Origin of the sequence: Flavobacterium panacis (assembly GCF_024649945.1) — a bacterium.
GTDB lineage: Bacteria > Bacteroidota > Bacteroidia > Flavobacteriales > Flavobacteriaceae > Flavobacterium > Flavobacterium panacis.
In genome coordinates, this window is record NZ_JANKMS010000001.1 from 557,877 (window position 1) to 574,534 (window position 16,658).

General features: G+C 34.3%; 6 protein-coding genes. All 6 read right to left on the reverse strand.

The features are described from left to right. Positions 1 to 2: 2 nt before the first annotated feature. Positions 3 to 848 carry a glycoside hydrolase family 16 protein gene (locus NQQ59_RS02485; protein ID WP_144213301.1) on the reverse strand — a complete coding sequence of 282 codons (846 nt, stop codon included), beginning with the start codon at positions 846 to 848 and terminating at the stop codon, positions 3 to 5. A gap of 138 nt (positions 849 to 986) precedes the next feature. After that, positions 987 to 4,862: a glycosyl hydrolase gene (locus NQQ59_RS02490; protein WP_144213302.1), complete on the reverse strand. Its 3,876-nt coding sequence runs from the start codon at positions 4,860 to 4,862 to the stop codon at positions 987 to 989. A 383-nt stretch (positions 4,863 to 5,245) separates the two neighbouring features. Beyond that, positions 5,246 to 7,225, reverse strand: coding sequence for a RagB/SusD family nutrient uptake outer membrane protein (locus tag NQQ59_RS02495; RefSeq protein ID WP_144213303.1), 1,980 nt, complete (start codon positions 7,223 to 7,225; stop codon positions 5,246 to 5,248). A gap of 13 nt (positions 7,226 to 7,238) precedes the next feature. Then, complete coding sequence (locus NQQ59_RS02500) at positions 7,239 to 10,571, reverse strand: SusC/RagA family TonB-linked outer membrane protein (RefSeq protein ID WP_144213304.1); 3,333 nt, start codon at positions 10,569 to 10,571, stop codon at positions 7,239 to 7,241. A gap of 719 nt (positions 10,572 to 11,290) precedes the next feature. Then, complete coding sequence (locus NQQ59_RS02505; RefSeq protein WP_222104874.1) at positions 11,291 to 12,448, reverse strand: glycoside hydrolase family 88/105 protein; 1,158 nt, start codon at positions 12,446 to 12,448, stop codon at positions 11,291 to 11,293. 46 nt (positions 12,449 to 12,494) lie between these two features. Further along, on the reverse strand, positions 12,495 to 16,586 hold the full coding sequence (locus NQQ59_RS02510; RefSeq protein WP_144213306.1) for a hybrid sensor histidine kinase/response regulator transcription factor: 4,092 nt from the start codon (positions 16,584 to 16,586) through the stop codon (positions 12,495 to 12,497). Positions 16,587 to 16,658 lie beyond the last annotated feature (72 nt).

Below are 16,658 nucleotides of genomic sequence, written 5' to 3' on the forward strand. Positions count from 1 at the left end.
TTTTACTTATTTTTTTGATAAACCCTGATATAATCTATAATGTATTTTGATGGAAGATCGGCCTTGGTAAATGCTCCTCCATTTATTCCTCCAACAGCGAGATTCACCAATAAATAATGAGGTTGTTGAAACGGAATAATTTCCTGATCGGCGGAGTTTATTGTTTTATCAACCGTAATTTCATTCAATAATTGATTGTCTACATATAACTTAATAGAATGTGCATCCCAATCCATTTTCCAAATATGAAATTGGTTTGCCCATACCTTGTCTTTAAAATCACTTAGTTTAAATGTTTCACTATCCCAAGCTGTTTTAGACTCTTTCGATTTCCATGCTGCATTAGCCAGAATTTTTCCTGTGTAATATTCCATAATATCAATTTCGCCATTTGCAGGCCAATTGCCTTTTATTCCCAAACTCCAAAAGGCTGGCCACATTCCTTTTCCAACGGGAATTTTAGCTCTCATTTCGAATCTTCCATATTGCCAGGAATGTTTTCCGCGGGTAATTAAACAAGAAGAAGTAACTTTTATGGAATCTCTATTTTTGGCAAAATCTTTATGATTCTTTGATACAAAATTCGGGTTGATTTTGTTTTCGTTTTTGGCTTCAATAATCAAAAAACCATCTTTACAAACAGCGTTTTCTTTTTGATACCATTGGTTTTCTTCATTCCTTACAAAACCTGTTTCATAGTTCCAGTTTTTTTCATCAGGAGGACCATTTGTATTAAACTCATCTGCCCAGACCAACTTAAAATCTTCAGAAACTAATTCCTTTTGTTTGTATCTGACGAAACCAAAAAGTAGCATCAAGACAATTCCTAACACCAAAAACTTACTCATAAATCTCATTTTATATCTATTTTTTAATCCTAAACAATCTTTGAAAATGCTAAAGATTTTGTATTATGACAAGGGATCTCGAAAGATCCCTCATCACTTCTACACTTAACCAAACTTTACTTATTTTTCTGCAATTCGTTATTTTTTAATGATTCGAAGTGTTGCATCGGGATGTGATTGAATTTTTATCAAATACATTCCCGAAGGCTGATTTTCGATATTCAAATGAATTTTACCATCAACATTTCCGTAATCACCATTTGAAATTACTTTACCATCTAAGGTGTAAATTCCGATTCTAGCACTATTTTCATTCGGAGGCAAAACAATATCAAACTGACCATTTGTTGGATTTGGAAATGCACTGATTGTATAAACACTTCCATCCCTATTTAAATCTGTTATATTTGCATTTTTTGTTGATAAATTACCAGATGACAACGTTTTAACTTGTAAAGCAGTAGAATAATCGCTTTCTCCTCCTGCGTTTTCTGATGCTACTTTATAGAAATAATCTTTATTTGCTTCTAAATTAGTATCGGCGAAAATGGTGTCTTTTACATAAGCATTTATGATTTCGTAAGTACCATTAATTGTTGTCGATCTTTTTATTTTATAAGATTCAGCACCTGTTACGGACAACCATTTTAAATTGATTGCTGATGATGAAACAGCTTCTCCAGTCAAATTTGTTGGAATGGAAGGAATAACTGGCTGATCGTAAACCAATATCGCCGAATATGCCGACTCTACATTGTCTTTACCGATAACTTTAATTCTATATTCGGCATGTGAATGAACCAAATCAATTTTCTCTATAACATTGTAATTGGTTGATTCATAAAAAACTGAAAATGCGCTCTCACCAGCTAACTTTCTTTCCAAAACATATTTATTTACTAACTCCTGATTGGTTCCTGTCCATTTAAGAGTAATATTTTTGTAATCTGAAGAAAGCGTATAACTCAAGGTTTCTACTTTTGTTTTCCATAACGGAATATATTCTCTGCTTGAACTATAAGCTTTTGCCGATGCATTATTGGCATAATATTGTCCAGCAGGAGTTAAAACCGTATAATCTGTTGCTGTTGTTGAAATTACTGGAGCGGTTTGCAGCCAAACATAATTTTGCCAGTTTGGATTTCTTGTTTTAAAAGCATCATTAATGGTAACATACATTGCTCTGGCATCTTGTACCCAATTGTATATCGAATAGCGTTCTACATAATCGGCACCTTCTAAAACGGCTAAAATAGCGGCCAAATCATTCTTGTGTTTTGTTGCATTGGCATCTGTCAGCGTAGTCACATCATCTGGGAAATTATTCGCTGTCCAGTTTGCTCCAATATTCCATTCTGTAATCCAGATTGGTCTTTTGTATTTGTCGTAGATGTACTGTAAATCACTTTTCCATTGTGCGGCACTTTTATACCAATAACAATGCAATGCTACATAATCAACTCTATAATTTTTAGCTTCTGCCTGTGTCATAAAATTCCCCATCCACGCATTGTAAGGATCTGAAGTTGCAGGAGAACCTACTCTTAATCCTGATTTTAAAAGCGCTGGCCATGAATCTATTGCAGCTTCAACAGACATGTTGGCCTGATCTGGACGATCTGGTTCATTAAATCCTAATAAATGGGTATATCCTTCTTTGGTATAAGCTGGTGCAAATGCCGGCCACCATTGGGTTTGACGAATCGGAACATATTCTACGTTTGGTGTAGTATCCATTCCAGTATTCCAATTATAATACCAAGTAATATTGGTTGAATTAATAGCTTCTGTACTTCCGCCAGCAAGTCCTTTTTTATTGACCTGATGCCATTTCATTGTTCGGACAAACGAAATTGTTCCATTCAAATTAACTGGTAAAGCTGATATTTCAAGATCTTCATTTTCTGCAATATAAACTCTGCTGTATCCTGATCCGTCTGCACTTGTTGCAAAAGTTGCCATATACCCTTTTTTCAATTTGAATGATTTGATGGCATTATCAAATGATCCTAAATTATCAAATGGAGTTACTGTAACATATTGCTGAGAACTTCCTCCAAAATTTTCTTCTGTAAAAACCTGCAATGGCTTATAATCTGCAACGTAGGGCGTAACAACTGAACCTGAACCATAATTGGTAACATTTACAGTTGTACCATTGCTTGCTAAAACGCCGTTTACCGAAACATACTGCAACTGAGTACTGATTACTTCGCTAGGTTTGATGTTTTCAAAATACAAACTGTTATCTGTTGAAGTTAGGTTTACCGTCGAATTGATTAAAGGATTGTATCCGTTTTTAAGGTATAAGGAAGCTGTTCCGCTTAAAACTACTTTTGATTTTGAAAAAGCTCCTGTACTTGTATTGCTTGAAATGTTTACAGTTTGAAGTGACGGACTAATGACTTTTTCTGGTGAATAAGCTACGTTTTCGAATGTAACTGAAGTAATCGCCATATCTACAGCTCCAGCTGCATAGTTTTTACCAATTACGATATTTGCTGTCTGTTGTTCCTGAACTTTTAAATCTGCTATTCCAAAAAGTGCTTTGGCTCCGCTTATATTGATATAATACGTTCCTGCTGTTTGTGATTGAAATAACAAATCTCCCTTTCTTAGTTTATTGACAGCTCCTGACGTAAAATTTTTAGTTTCTAAAACTGTTCCTCCGCCATTTGCAGCAGTAGAAACAGATACAGTCATTTGCGATCCTGGACTAAGATTGGAAATATATTCATACAACCATGAAAACTGATATCCTTTTGAAGCTTCTAATTGAACTGGAAAAGAATAAACTGAATTCTCTAGAACAGTAGTGTCCCATCTAATGTACATTAATCTTCCGCTATAAACTGAATTATCTGATTCAAAAGTGTGACCTGAAGTTACATCCATAAATCGTGTTCCGCTTGTACTGTTTGCGGTATTAAAAATAGATGGAGAGGCAACATTAGTCCATCCATAAGTAGCTGGAGATCCTGCATTATCATTAAAATAACCGTCCCAAGTATTGATTAAATTGGAAGATTTAAGTTTTAAGTCGGCAATAGCAAAAAGTGCGTAATCGCCTGTGATGGTCAGGTAGTAATTTCCATCCAAATTTGAAACAAAAGATAAATCTCCTTTTCGCAATTTGTTAGCATTTCCTGTTGTGAATGTTTTAGAAGCGATAACACCCGATCCGTCAGCTCCTGAAGATATTGCTACGTTAAGTTTTACCCCTGGCGAGGCATTAGAAATGAATTCGTAAATCCATGAAAATTCATACCTTAAACCTTGCTCCAGTTTGACTGGATAACTATATGTTGCTGCAGAATAAGCGGCATTATCCCATCTAATGTACATTATTCTTCCGTTGTAAACTGTATTATCTGACTCAAATGAATGTCCGGAAGTTACATCCAAATATCTGACTCCTGAAGTTGAATTCGCAGTATTCCACGGAAGACTAGTAGAGGTACTTGCCCATCCATAATCGTTAGGTTTTCCTGAGTTACTTCCAGTAGTTCCAGCCCATCTCCCAAGTAAATTATCAGCGCCGTATGCTATGGCAGCTCCTGAGGTATCATTTAAAAAATCAAGAGTTTTAGAAGTTAAATAATGACCATCCTGATAAATATTGGCAACACCGTCTTTTACAGCATAACGATAAGTTTGTTCCTGTGCGTTATCTACAGAAGTACTTAATTTTTCTGGAGTTGATAAGATGGTGGTGCTATTAAAAGTAGTTTTGTCTAAGGAAGTTCTAAATCCAACGCCAATTGCATTTTTAACCTCAACATCTAGTCCTCTGCCTACAGCCGAATTGACTTTGGCTTTTACCTCTAAGGTAAACTCTGTCTGATTGGATAATGGAAATGAAATAACATCTGAACTCACAGCATTTGTAAATGTCTTAGAACCATTTAATGTTGTGGCTAAATTTGCCTTTACAGGTAAATTAGGAACTTGAGCATGTATCTTGAATACAAAAACCGATAACCATAATAATAAAAATGCGTAAAGATTTTTCATATGAAGTATTTGTTTTAAAAATTATTTTAAAATTTTTGTTGAATGCTTTCATTGTTAACCGGCAAAATTATTGGCGTAAGAAAATTTCAAACTCTTTGTGTTAAACACAAAAAAGAGTACGAAAGTTTCTTTCGCATTTATTAACAGGCAAAATTGTATTGGAATTTTAGGTTGTTGTTAAACCTAAGCTTTTTTGTAAATCAAAGCCAAAATATATTTTCATTCGAGTTATAATGACTACCAGTATCACCTCCAAAAAAACAATAGAGATGATACTTTAATAGTCAGTATTTATAAAAATTAGAAATCTTTATAAAATTTCAACTGCAGTAAACATGAACAATTCGATACGGCAGTTTTGAGTTCATTTTTATTAAAAATAATTAAAGTTGATCTTCATCTGCGACAGCATCCTGCCATTTGTCCCAAACCTTAACATTTGGATCATAACCATCATAACCGTAGTTCTGACTTAATTTCCCTTTAATATTGGCCGTTATGGCACTGTTTGGAATTGGCCAGTAATTATTACGCTTGTCCATGGTATAAAACTTGGTTCCGTTTGGCACTACGATTCCACTTGGATATTTATTGTAAAGGGTATAATGTGAAATACGCTGATACCAATAACTACCTCCGGCCGGATCGGTCCCTGACTGTTTATCCCAATTGGTTTTGCTGTAGGTTTGGCCCCATTCATCTGCTTGTCCGCTGAGTGCAAGACAATGTGAAATACGTTTTAACTCCACATTTCTCCATTCTTCCAGATAAAGTTCTCTTCCTCTTTCTGCACAAATATCACCAATCGTAACTTGTCCATACATTTGTGATGCACCTGCTCTAGCTCTGATAATATTTACGTCTTGCGCTGCACCACCAGTATTCCCTTGATAAAAACGTGCTTCTGCTCTTAACAAATAAGTCTCGGCCAAACGATATAAGTACCAATGTGCTTTACTTCCTGTACTTGCTCCCTGAAAGTCATTTGCATTTGGATTCGTTTCATTTACAACATCATGCAGATAGATTTTATAAAGTGGAAAATCAAACCATTCACGTAATGTATCTTTTGACAATAAAGTCGTACCATTTTTCAACCTAAAATTTTGTCCATAGTAGGCAGAAGTCTTATCACTATATTTAAGGTTTTCCATATTCACCCAGTTCCCTACAGTACTGTTATGTCTAAGATCTTGTTTGTCTTCTACACCGTTTACAACCCACATAGGATGTTGTGAATAATACGAAGCACTAATAGTAGCAATACCACGTCCTAATGCTCTTGCGTAATCATAATTCGCTTGATAATTGGCATTGTTTGAAGCAAAACGATTTGCCGCTTGTTTACCATCAGGTGTTGTAACTGTAGCTGAATTCCAGTTTGGACCAAAAATTCTCATTGAAGCAAATGGCAAAAAGGATTGTACTCCGCTATTTGGCATCACAAGGATAGCTTCTCTGTTGGCAGCAATAACCTTATTATCTGGTCTGTGTAAATCCCAGATTACATTTCTGGTAATAGGCCATGTTGTTGGGTTTCCTCCTGCATCAAAAGTTCCAAAAGAACCTTGCATTAAAGAATAACCTGATTGATTAATTAATAAATCTGCCTGATTTTCAGCATCTTTAAATCTTCCAGAAGCTAAGTAACACTTAATCAGTAATTGACGACACGCTCCTTTATTTACTACTCCTAAATATGGGAGTTTAGATTGCTCTGGCACCCATTCTACAGCTTTTTCCATATCTGCTGTAATCATTTCAATAATAGCTTCTTTTTTAGTCGAATAATAACTTTGTTTTGGAACTTCCAAAATTTTTGTAATCAATGGAATATCACCAAATTGATATACTAGATTTAGATAACGATACGCTCTGTGAAAGTAAGCCTGACCAATATATTTACGTTTTACTTCTTCTGTTAAACTTGTCACTTTATCAATATACGTCAATACAGTATTAGCATGTTTAATACCTGTGTAAGCTTCTGTCCAATAAAATCCGAAGTAAAAATCATCATTTGTTGCAGTTTTATAACTCATTGTAGGCACCATAGTGTTGGCGAAATCTGCAATAGTACTGCTATTATCTGTTTTTCCATATTTTGACATATCAGAGAAAACATATTCAGTACCAATTGGCACACTGTTACCAGCATTATTATAGTGAATGTAATTATTTCGAAGTTGTTTATCGGCACTAGCTAAAACTGCCTGCAATCCAGATTCTGTACTAAATGTAGTCTCAGGCTCGTAAAATGAAAGCGGATCCGGCTCCAAAAAATCCTCTGAACAAGAAACCAAAAGAGCGGAAGCTACTAAAGGCACAAGGATTAGAATTTTATTTTTTATATATTTTTTCATTGTTGAATAATTGTTAAAGTGAAACGTTAAATCCTAAATTAAACATTCGTGTTGCAAGACCTCCTGTTTCCGGATCACCATAGTATTTCCATTCTTTAGAAGCTGACCATGTTGCAGCATTCTGAACCGAAGCGTAAATTTTGAAATTTCTAACATGGATACGATCAATAAGATCTTTTGGAAGTGAATAAGCCAAAGAAATATTGTCTAAACGAATAAAACTACGATCGTATAGTTTTGCTACTCCAGCTCCTGCTGGTCCTCTCGCATCAAGACGTGCCCAATCATTGGTTGGATTGTCAATTGTCCAATACGGATTTACGAACGGATTGTAATTATTCGTATACAAACTACCATCGTTATACGTATTCATATAACGTCCATCCATTGATTTGTGCCCCATATACGCATACATGTTAATAGCCAAATTCCAATTTTTGTAAATTTTAAATTCATTACGTAACGACCAATTAATCGGTGGTGTTGTCTGACCTAAAAACTGTTTGTCTTTTTCATTATAAGTTGGTTTTCCATTCACATCATCAGCTGTATAGCTATTTTCAACTTTTGGATCTCCAGGGCGTTGTCCGTATTTTGCAGCTTCTTCCACTTCATTCTTTTGCCAAATACCGATTACTTTATAATCCCAGATTTGAGAAATCGGTCTGCCAATAAACCAACCATTTGTTTTATCATCTGCCTCTCTTCTTCCAATAACATTTCCATTTGCATCTTTAATATCTTCCATATTACCATACAATGCATTAATAGTGTTCTTGTTATAAGAGAAAGCAACCATTGTAGTCCATTCAAAGTTTGGTCTTTTCATATTTACCGTATTCAGACTTATCTCAATACCTTTATTTTCAACCTGCCCTAAATTGGTTGCAATTGATGAAAATCCAGTGAACTCAGGCAAACGCTGACTCATAATCATATCATTTGTAACCGATCTATAAACATCAATTGTAGTTGTAATTCTGTCTTCCAAGAAACCAAGGTCAAGACCAATATTGGTTGCTGTTGTTTTCTCCCATTGTAAATTAGGATTTGCCATACGGTCTATTCCAAGATATTTCATATCTACAATATTTCCTGAAGCATCTATATATCCCATTGTGGCTCCTGTACCAGAACTTAAGTTCGCTAAAGCCAAGTACGGATCTGCAAGTGATCTGTTCCCGTTTTTACCCCATGATAAACGTAATTTACCTGTACTTAATGGTTTCCAGTTTAACCAGCTTTCTTTGTTGAAATTCCATCCTAAGGCAACAGATGGGAAAGTTGCATAAGGATAAGAAGCTCCAAATGCCGAATATCCATCACGACGTACAGTTCCCGTTACCATATAACGATCATCAAACGAATAGAAAAGTCTGGCCATTAATCCATCAGCTGTTTGATGTGTGTCGTTTGAACTAAAAGAACTATTTGCAAGTGTTGCATTAGCAATATTATGATATCCTAAAGCATCTGAAGGCTGAATATTATTCGCATCAATTCGGTCCCACCATGTTTTTAGGTCTTCTGCTTCCTGAACAAAAGTGGCTATAATATGATGTTTTCCATTAAATGTATGATCCCACGTTAAAGTATTATTTAGGTTCCAAGTAAAGTTTTTACCATTTTCTCTATCTACTCCTATATTAACAGCATTCCAGTTTTTGTTACCTGCTGACTGAAAATAACGATTGTAGAAAAATTGATAACGCGGTGCAGCATTAAACGAATATGTAATTCCAAAAGGTAAAGTTACTTTTGCATTAAAAATAGTATTTAAAACTGTATATCCTTTATCAAGATCCATGTATTGGCGATCATAGTAATAATTATATCCTCCAATTGTTGGTCCCATTGGTTGTCTTGCATAATCACCATTTGCTTCCTTAAAGTTAGAAAATGGACTGTTTCTTAACATATTTGCATCCCAATAATTTGTTCCTGTCCCAACAGAAATATCTCCATCTGAACGATCTTGGAAGTTAACGTTTGCTCCAAATTCAAGCCAATCTGTAATTTTAGCATCTACTTTCATATTGGCACGAACAGCAGAATAATCATTTCCTTGAATGGCTCCTTCTGACGTTAAATATCCTAAAGACATATAATAATTTACTTTATCACTTGCTCCAGAAACGCTTAAGTTATTATCGCGATTGATACCTGTTCTAAAAGTGCTACCATACCAATCGTGTGTTTTTCCTTCTGTAAAGTTTTTCAAAAGTGAAGCATCCGTAATTCCTAGACGAAGTCCCCAAACTTCATTTAAGCTTTTTCCTTGAATTTGCGAAGCTGGTTGATACGCCAACCATTGATCTTGAGTTATACCAAACTCACTTAATTGACTTGGATTTGTATAATAACCTGGTTTACCTGCAGCTGTTCCTGTTACCCATGCTTCATAATTTCCAGATGTTGTATTAAGACCATACGTTTTAGCAGTTTCCCAATCTTGTCTGTATTTTATATATCCTTCAGGAGAATAAACACCGCGATAAGCACTTTTATTGACAATAGTCATATTTGAAGTGACATTAATGATCGGTTTTCCTGTTTTTCCTCTTTTGGTTGAAATAACAATAACTCCCGCTGCCGCTTTAGATCCATATACTGCTGTTGCAGATGCATCTTTTAAAATATCAATTTGACCAACATCATCAGGGTTAATTTCAGAAAGTTCTCCGTAGAACTGCATTCCGTCTAAAATAATAAGTGGCGAATTGTGATTAGCACCATCAGGATTGTAAACGGAAGTTTGTCCACGAATCTGTAACGATCCTCCTCCTTTTGCAGAAGGATCATAGCCTACTTTTAGCCCTGGAACACCTCTCAATAAATCCTGAACTGTTTGAGGGTTTTGATTTGCCAAAGCATCAGCTTTAACCTGAACAATTGATCCGGTTAAATCTTTTTTCTTCATTTTACCATATCCCACTACCACTACTTCGTCTAATGAAGCTGCGTTTTCTTTCAATTGAATCGAGATATTCGTTTTACCATTTGTAGCTACTTCTTGCGTTACAAAACCAACAAACGATATTACTAATACGGAACTGCCATCTCCTTCCAGAGTAAATTTTCCATCAAAATCTGTTATGGTACCTTTCTTTGTACCTTTTATTGTAACTGAAGCTCCAGGAAGTGGAATTCCTTTCTCGTCCTTAACTTGGCCACTAATAGTATTTTGTGACTGTACTTTTTCTGTTTCTTTTATACTACTGGAATCAGTAGAAAATGCATGTACCTGCGACAATGAAACCAAGACACAAAGTAGTGTAAGTTTCTTTTTCAAATCAAATCCAGATCCATAATCAGGATCTTTAATTTTCCTAATAAAGTTTGTCATTTTTGGTTGTAATTTTTGGTTAATCGATTAGTTAATAAGTCTGCAAAATATCGTAACAGTATTAAATAAGTGTATTTTTTACAATTTTATTTTTCAAATTTTTTTAAGCACACATTATTAAGTGATTACGTCTAGTCTGCATTGCAAATCTAACGTAAGAAGCAAAAGTAAAAGGGGGTAATTACAACATTATAAAAGGGGTAAATCCGCATTTATAGGCACAAAACGTCTTTTTTTTGTATGAATGGCAAAAAAAGAATATTTATAATATAATATCGATAATTACATTGAATTGAAATATTTCGCTCCGCTGGAGCTCTTTCCTAAATATGTAAATTTTTCTATAAATATTTGGCTCCGCTGGAACCTTAGAAATTAGTAGCAACATTTCGAAAAGGAAGAATCTTTAAACCGTTTTAATTTTAATTGAATTTCAAGAAAGAGTCCCAGAGGGACGAAATATTTATAGAAACGAAATGTAATACGAAAAAAAGCTCCAGAGGAGCGAAATATAGGAATTAAACACACATCTAATAAAACATAACCCAAGGTTTAAACCTTGGGAGGTGTTGGTAGACATAACAAAAAACGAATGAATATGAATTTTCATTGCATCACAATGCTTGAAACCATTGGCTATGTTCTAAAAATCTACAGCTAGAAAACAAAAAAAGCAGTCCCATTGGACTGCCTTTTCAATATTATAAAAAATTATTTAATTACTTCACATAACGGTAAACCTCTGACGCTGCTAATAAGAAAGCACCCACTCCAAAATCGGCAGTTGAATTTTTATCTACTACTTGTCCTGGAATTGCTTTTTCGCCAATAGGCTGCACATATCCTAAAGTACCATCCGGTTGAAGAGCAAAAGTGGTTAAGTAACTCCATGATTTTTGTACCACTGGTAAATATGTTTTTTTATCCAGATATCCATTGTTTATTCCCCACATAAAACCATAGGTAAAAAAAGCTGTTCCACTGGTTTCTGGTCCTGGAGCATGTTCTGGATCTAAAATACTTCTTGTCCAATATCCTTCTTTTTGTTGTGTTGCTGCCAACGCTTTAGCCATATCTTTAAAACGATTGATATACTCCTCTCTATGTCTAGCGGATTTTGGTAAATCTTGAATAATTTTCGCATAACCAGCAAATATCCAACCATCGCCTCTTGCCCAAAAATCTTTCTTTCCGTTAGCACTTTTATGTTTCGGATAAACATATTTAGCATCTCTAAAATATAATTTCGATTCAGAATCATACATAATACTATCAGCATATTGCAGGTAAGAATGTAGTTTTTCTAAATACAATTCATTTCCAGTAACGTTGTACAACTTTGTCATCACAGGCATTACCATATACAATCCATCAACCCACCACCAATAATCATTTGCAGAAGTACTCATTTCATATTCCATAACTTCACGGGCACGGGCAATTTTTTTTGGGTCATTTTTCCCTGTAAAATTGTATAAATCAATGTAAGTTTGAAAACAAATCTGCCAGTCTCCAAATAGTACATGTTTATCTGTTTCTCCGTAATTGTATTTCCATTCTGATTTATCAGTTGATTTTGCGCCCATCCATTGGTTTTTCTCGGCCCAAGCCATAGAATAATCAAAATACTTTTTGTTTTGAGTGACTTTGTAAGCTTCCATATTTCCAGTATGATAAGCCGAAACATGCCAAAAAGCATTCCCAGGTTCCTGATGTGTCGTCTGCCAGCGGTCATTTACTTTGTCAATAATAGCAATAACTTCTTTTTTAGATTCTTTAATTCCGCTTTCCTGATTTACATTACCGCTTTTACATCCAACAGCTACAAGCGAAACCGAAGCTATTGCGATAAAAAATGATTGTCTAAAATTCATCATTATATTTTTAGATTAAGGTTTAATTATTTTGTTACAAATCAAAGAATCAGGTTGATTTCCAGAAACTTTCATTCAGTATGTATTTATTATCTTTTACGTTTTGATACTTCTTCTTAAACTCAGAAGGATTAATATTATAAAATTGTTGAAAGTGTTTTCTAAAATACTTAATATCACCAAAACCTGCAATCGAAGCCGCTTGACTGATCTGCAAATCTGTAGTAATTAATAAAGTGGCCACTTTTCGTAAACGTACATTTCTCGTAAATTCTGACACCGATTTACCAGTAATCTTTTTAATTTTTTTGTAGACTAAAGAATAACTCATTCCTAAATGAAAAGCCAAATCATGCACATTGAAATTCTCTATATCCAGATTGGCATCAATTACTTCTGCAATCTTTTCAATCAGCTTTTTATCTTCATCAGATAATTTTAGATTTGCTTCTTTTTTGGTTACAGAATTAAGTAGATAGTTTTGCTCACTGTCTCTTCTTGCTAAGATTCCAGAGATTCTCGCCAATAAATAGTCATTATCAAATGGTTTTGTAATATAATCGTCTGCGCCAACTTCTGCTCCTTTTAGTTTTACATCTTCTGAAGTTCCTCCGGTAAGCAATATCACAGGAATGTGTTTTAATTCCTCATCCGATTTTATCTGTTTGCAAAAAGCTACGCCATTCATTTCTCCCATTACCACATCCGAAATGACTAAATCTGGTTGTACTTTTTTAATTATTGCTAAAGCTGCTTCTGCATTTTCAGCCAATGTAATATGGTATTTTGAAGCTAATATTCGCTTTAAATAATTTCGTATCTGTGGATTATCATCTACTACAAGAATACTTTTGGCATCTTTAATTAAATCACTAACCGTTTCAGGTTCTTCAAGAGTTTGCAATACATTTTCGCGAATCACAGTATCTTCTAAAGCTTCTTCCAAAAATAAAGTTCTGTCACTCAAATCTTCTCTGATTTCAATATCTCCAAAATGTTCTTTTCCAAGTGGTAATCTGATTTCAAAAGTTGATCCGCCGTGTTTATTGTCCCGACAACTTACCTGTCCAGAATGCTGATTCACAAATTGTTTTACTAGATAAAGTCCGATACCAAATCCTTTACGATTGTTTTTTATGTTAGTATTGGACTGATAAAACAGATTAAAAATTTTCTCTTTATCTGCATTTGGAACACCTTCACCATTATCCACGACTTTTATAATCACTTCATTTTCTTTACATCTCAAATTGACAGCGACACTTCCGTTTTCTTTTTCGGTAAATTTTAAGGCATTCGAAATCAAATTAAACAAAGCCATTTCTATTTTTTCACGATCTACATATACCAGAACTCTCTCTTCAGAAATACTAAAACTGTAGTCTATTTTTTTTGTTTTGGCATGATGAACAAAACAACTAAAAACTTCTTTGGCAAGCTCTACAATATCGATTTGACCAATTTTAAGTTTTCCTGTCTCTGTTTCTGTTTTTCTAAAAAGAAGCAGCTGATCCACAAGACTCAATAATCTTCTGGAATTGCTGTAAACCATTTCAATTGCACCAGGATCAATCTGCTGATCAGTCCCATAAATGATATCTTTTAGCGGATTAATAATCATCGTTAAAGGAGACCTAAACTCATGAGAAATATTAGTGAAAAAGGTTATTTTTTTCTCATTCAACTCTTTCTCTTGTTTAGCCAAATCCTGTGATAATTTCACTTCATATTTCAATTTTGCCTGCTGACGTTGGTATCTATCGACTAGATAAATAACGCCACAAATCAGTATAAAATAGATAAAATAAGCCAAACCACTTCTGTACCAAGGCGGCAATATTGTGATTGGAAGTGAAATAGATTTTGAATTCCAAATTCCTTCTGCATTCGTAGATTTAATTTTCAACACATAATCTCCTTCTGTAATTCTGGAATAATTGGCACTTCGAATATTATCCACATAATGCCATTGCGAATCCCAGCCTTCTAAAAAATATGCGTATGAAATTTTCTCTGGTAAACTGTATTCTAATGCAGCAAAATCAATATTTAACATCGATTCGTCATAAGGCAATTTTAATTGATTAATTCCAAAAGCGCCTAAACCGTCTTGATCATACGTTTTATTATTTACTTTAATCGAAGTGACGATTAGTTTCGGAAAAGCATGAACCTGACTGTTTATTTTCGTATCAATAATGTTAAAACCTTTGATTCCTCCAAAGACAATTTCACCCGTAGAAAGTCTCAATGCTGCATTGTAATTAAACTGATTGCTCTGAAGTCCATCAGCATCATGGTAACTTGTAATTTTGCCTGTATCCATATTATAGGCAAATATTCCGTTATATGTACTACACCAATAAACTCCTTGGTTATCTCTCACAATATTTAAAATGGAATTATTTGGAAGTCCATTTCGTTGTGTTAGAAATTTTCGTTGAAAGGTTTTCGGATTCAAGATCATCAAACCTCCGCCTTCTGTACCCATCAGCATTTTTGTATCTGAATGTGGAACAATGGAACGAACAGGATATTTTACGTCGATTGATTTGCTTTGAAGCGTTTTAGGATTTAACTGAAATAATTTCGAAAAATTCCCAATCCAAAGATGTTCTTGATCTTCTGCTATCGAAATAATACCGCGAATTCTAGCATCGACAAAATCAAACTGATCAGTTTTTTCATTGTATCGATACAAACCTTCTTCATCTGGCGAAGCTGCCCACAATATATTCTTTTTACATTTATATAATACCCAAATATTTTTTTGAACTGCTTTTATTTTTGGACTATACAGATTGTATTTCTTGAAATTATGGGTTTGGGAATTAAAAAGACAAACGCCTCCACCATAAGTTCCAAACCAAGTTCCTTTATTGTCTTTAAGAATATCTGAAACGAAATTGTTGCTAAGCGAATTTGGATTATTGGCACTATAAGCATAATTGGTAAAAGTATTTGTTTTTCGGTTCCAAAGACTTGCTCCAGCTCCATCTGTTCCAATCCAAAGATTTTCTGAATCTTGCTCGCATAACGAAAGAATAAAATCACTTGGCAAAGTATTTTTAGACTGCTCATTTTTAGAAATCGTAACAAAAGGACTTTTCGTCTCTTCGATTGTATTTACACCACCTCTTAAAGTACCAATCCAAACTCGATTTTCATTATCGAAATAAAGCGATGATATGGCGTTACTATTGAGTTTTTCTTCGTCAAGACAAGCATTTAGCAACGAAAAAGAATCTTTATTGTAATTGTATTTTACAACACCATTTCCGTTTGTAGCAATCCAAAGTTCATTGGTAGCCGCCTTAAACATCAAATCAGAAATTGGATATTGAATTTCCTGATTGTTATAAAGATGACGCGTTTTTGTTTGGGTATTATATTTTAAAAGTCCTTCCTCTGTAGCCAACCAAATATTCGAATATTTATCGATTAAAATACAGCCACTCGCAATAGAACTTTCAAAAACAAGAGAAAGATTTTTTGCTCCCGATTCCATCGCTACTAAACCAACTCCTGCAACAGAACACCACAACTTTCCGGATGGATCGAAATCCATTTCCTGTACATGAAAATCCCATTGCATTTTTCCGTTTATTAAAAGCGGAATCTGAACAATTATTCCTTTTTCTTTTGCAGCATAAAGCAAGCCTTTTCCTGCTGTTGCAATGTACATTTTCGATTTATAATCGCGAATTTGATTGACAACAATATCGATTCGTGTACTTTTAGAAGTTTTTGCATCGATATAATTTTTTGTCTTAAACTGATTGCTCAGATAATCATAAACCGAAATTCCTCCTTTTGTTCCAATCCAAATTTCATTCTGAGTACCGCAAATACTTACAATTCTATTGTTGGCTAAAGAATTGGGATCGTTTGGTTCATTTCTGAAATTCAAAAAATTGTAACCATCATATCGACTTACGCCGTCATAAGTTCCAAACCACATTAAACCTCTTTTATCTTTGTAAACTGAGGTTACAGCATTATTCGCCAAACCGTTTTTGATTCCGAGATATCCAATATTATATTTTTTCTGTCCGAATTTGGGAATAGAATTCCCTACAGTCTGTGGTTTAGCTGTAAAACAAATTACAAATGCTAAAAAAACTAGGATTTGCTTTTTCACGGGTTGGTTTGGTTGGTTTTTTGGAAACTTAGATAGTCAAAAAACCTATGAGCAGAACTCATAGGCTTCTTT

Coding starts and splice junctions, on each gene's coding strand:
- NQQ59_RS02485 (WP_144213301.1), bottom strand. CDS start 848: ATGAGTAAGTTTTTGGTGTTAGGAATTGTCTTGATGCTACTTTTTGGT.
- NQQ59_RS02490 (WP_144213302.1), bottom strand. CDS start 4,862: ATGAAAAATCTTTACGCATTTTTATTATTATGGTTATCGGTTTTTGTA.
- NQQ59_RS02495 (WP_144213303.1), bottom strand. CDS start 7,225: ATGAAAAAATATATAAAAAATAAAATTCTAATCCTTGTGCCTTTAGTA.
- NQQ59_RS02500 (WP_144213304.1), bottom strand. CDS start 10,571: ATGACAAACTTTATTAGGAAAATTAAAGATCCTGATTATGGATCTGGA.
- NQQ59_RS02505 (WP_222104874.1), bottom strand. CDS start 12,448: ATGATGAATTTTAGACAATCATTTTTTATCGCAATAGCTTCGGTTTCG.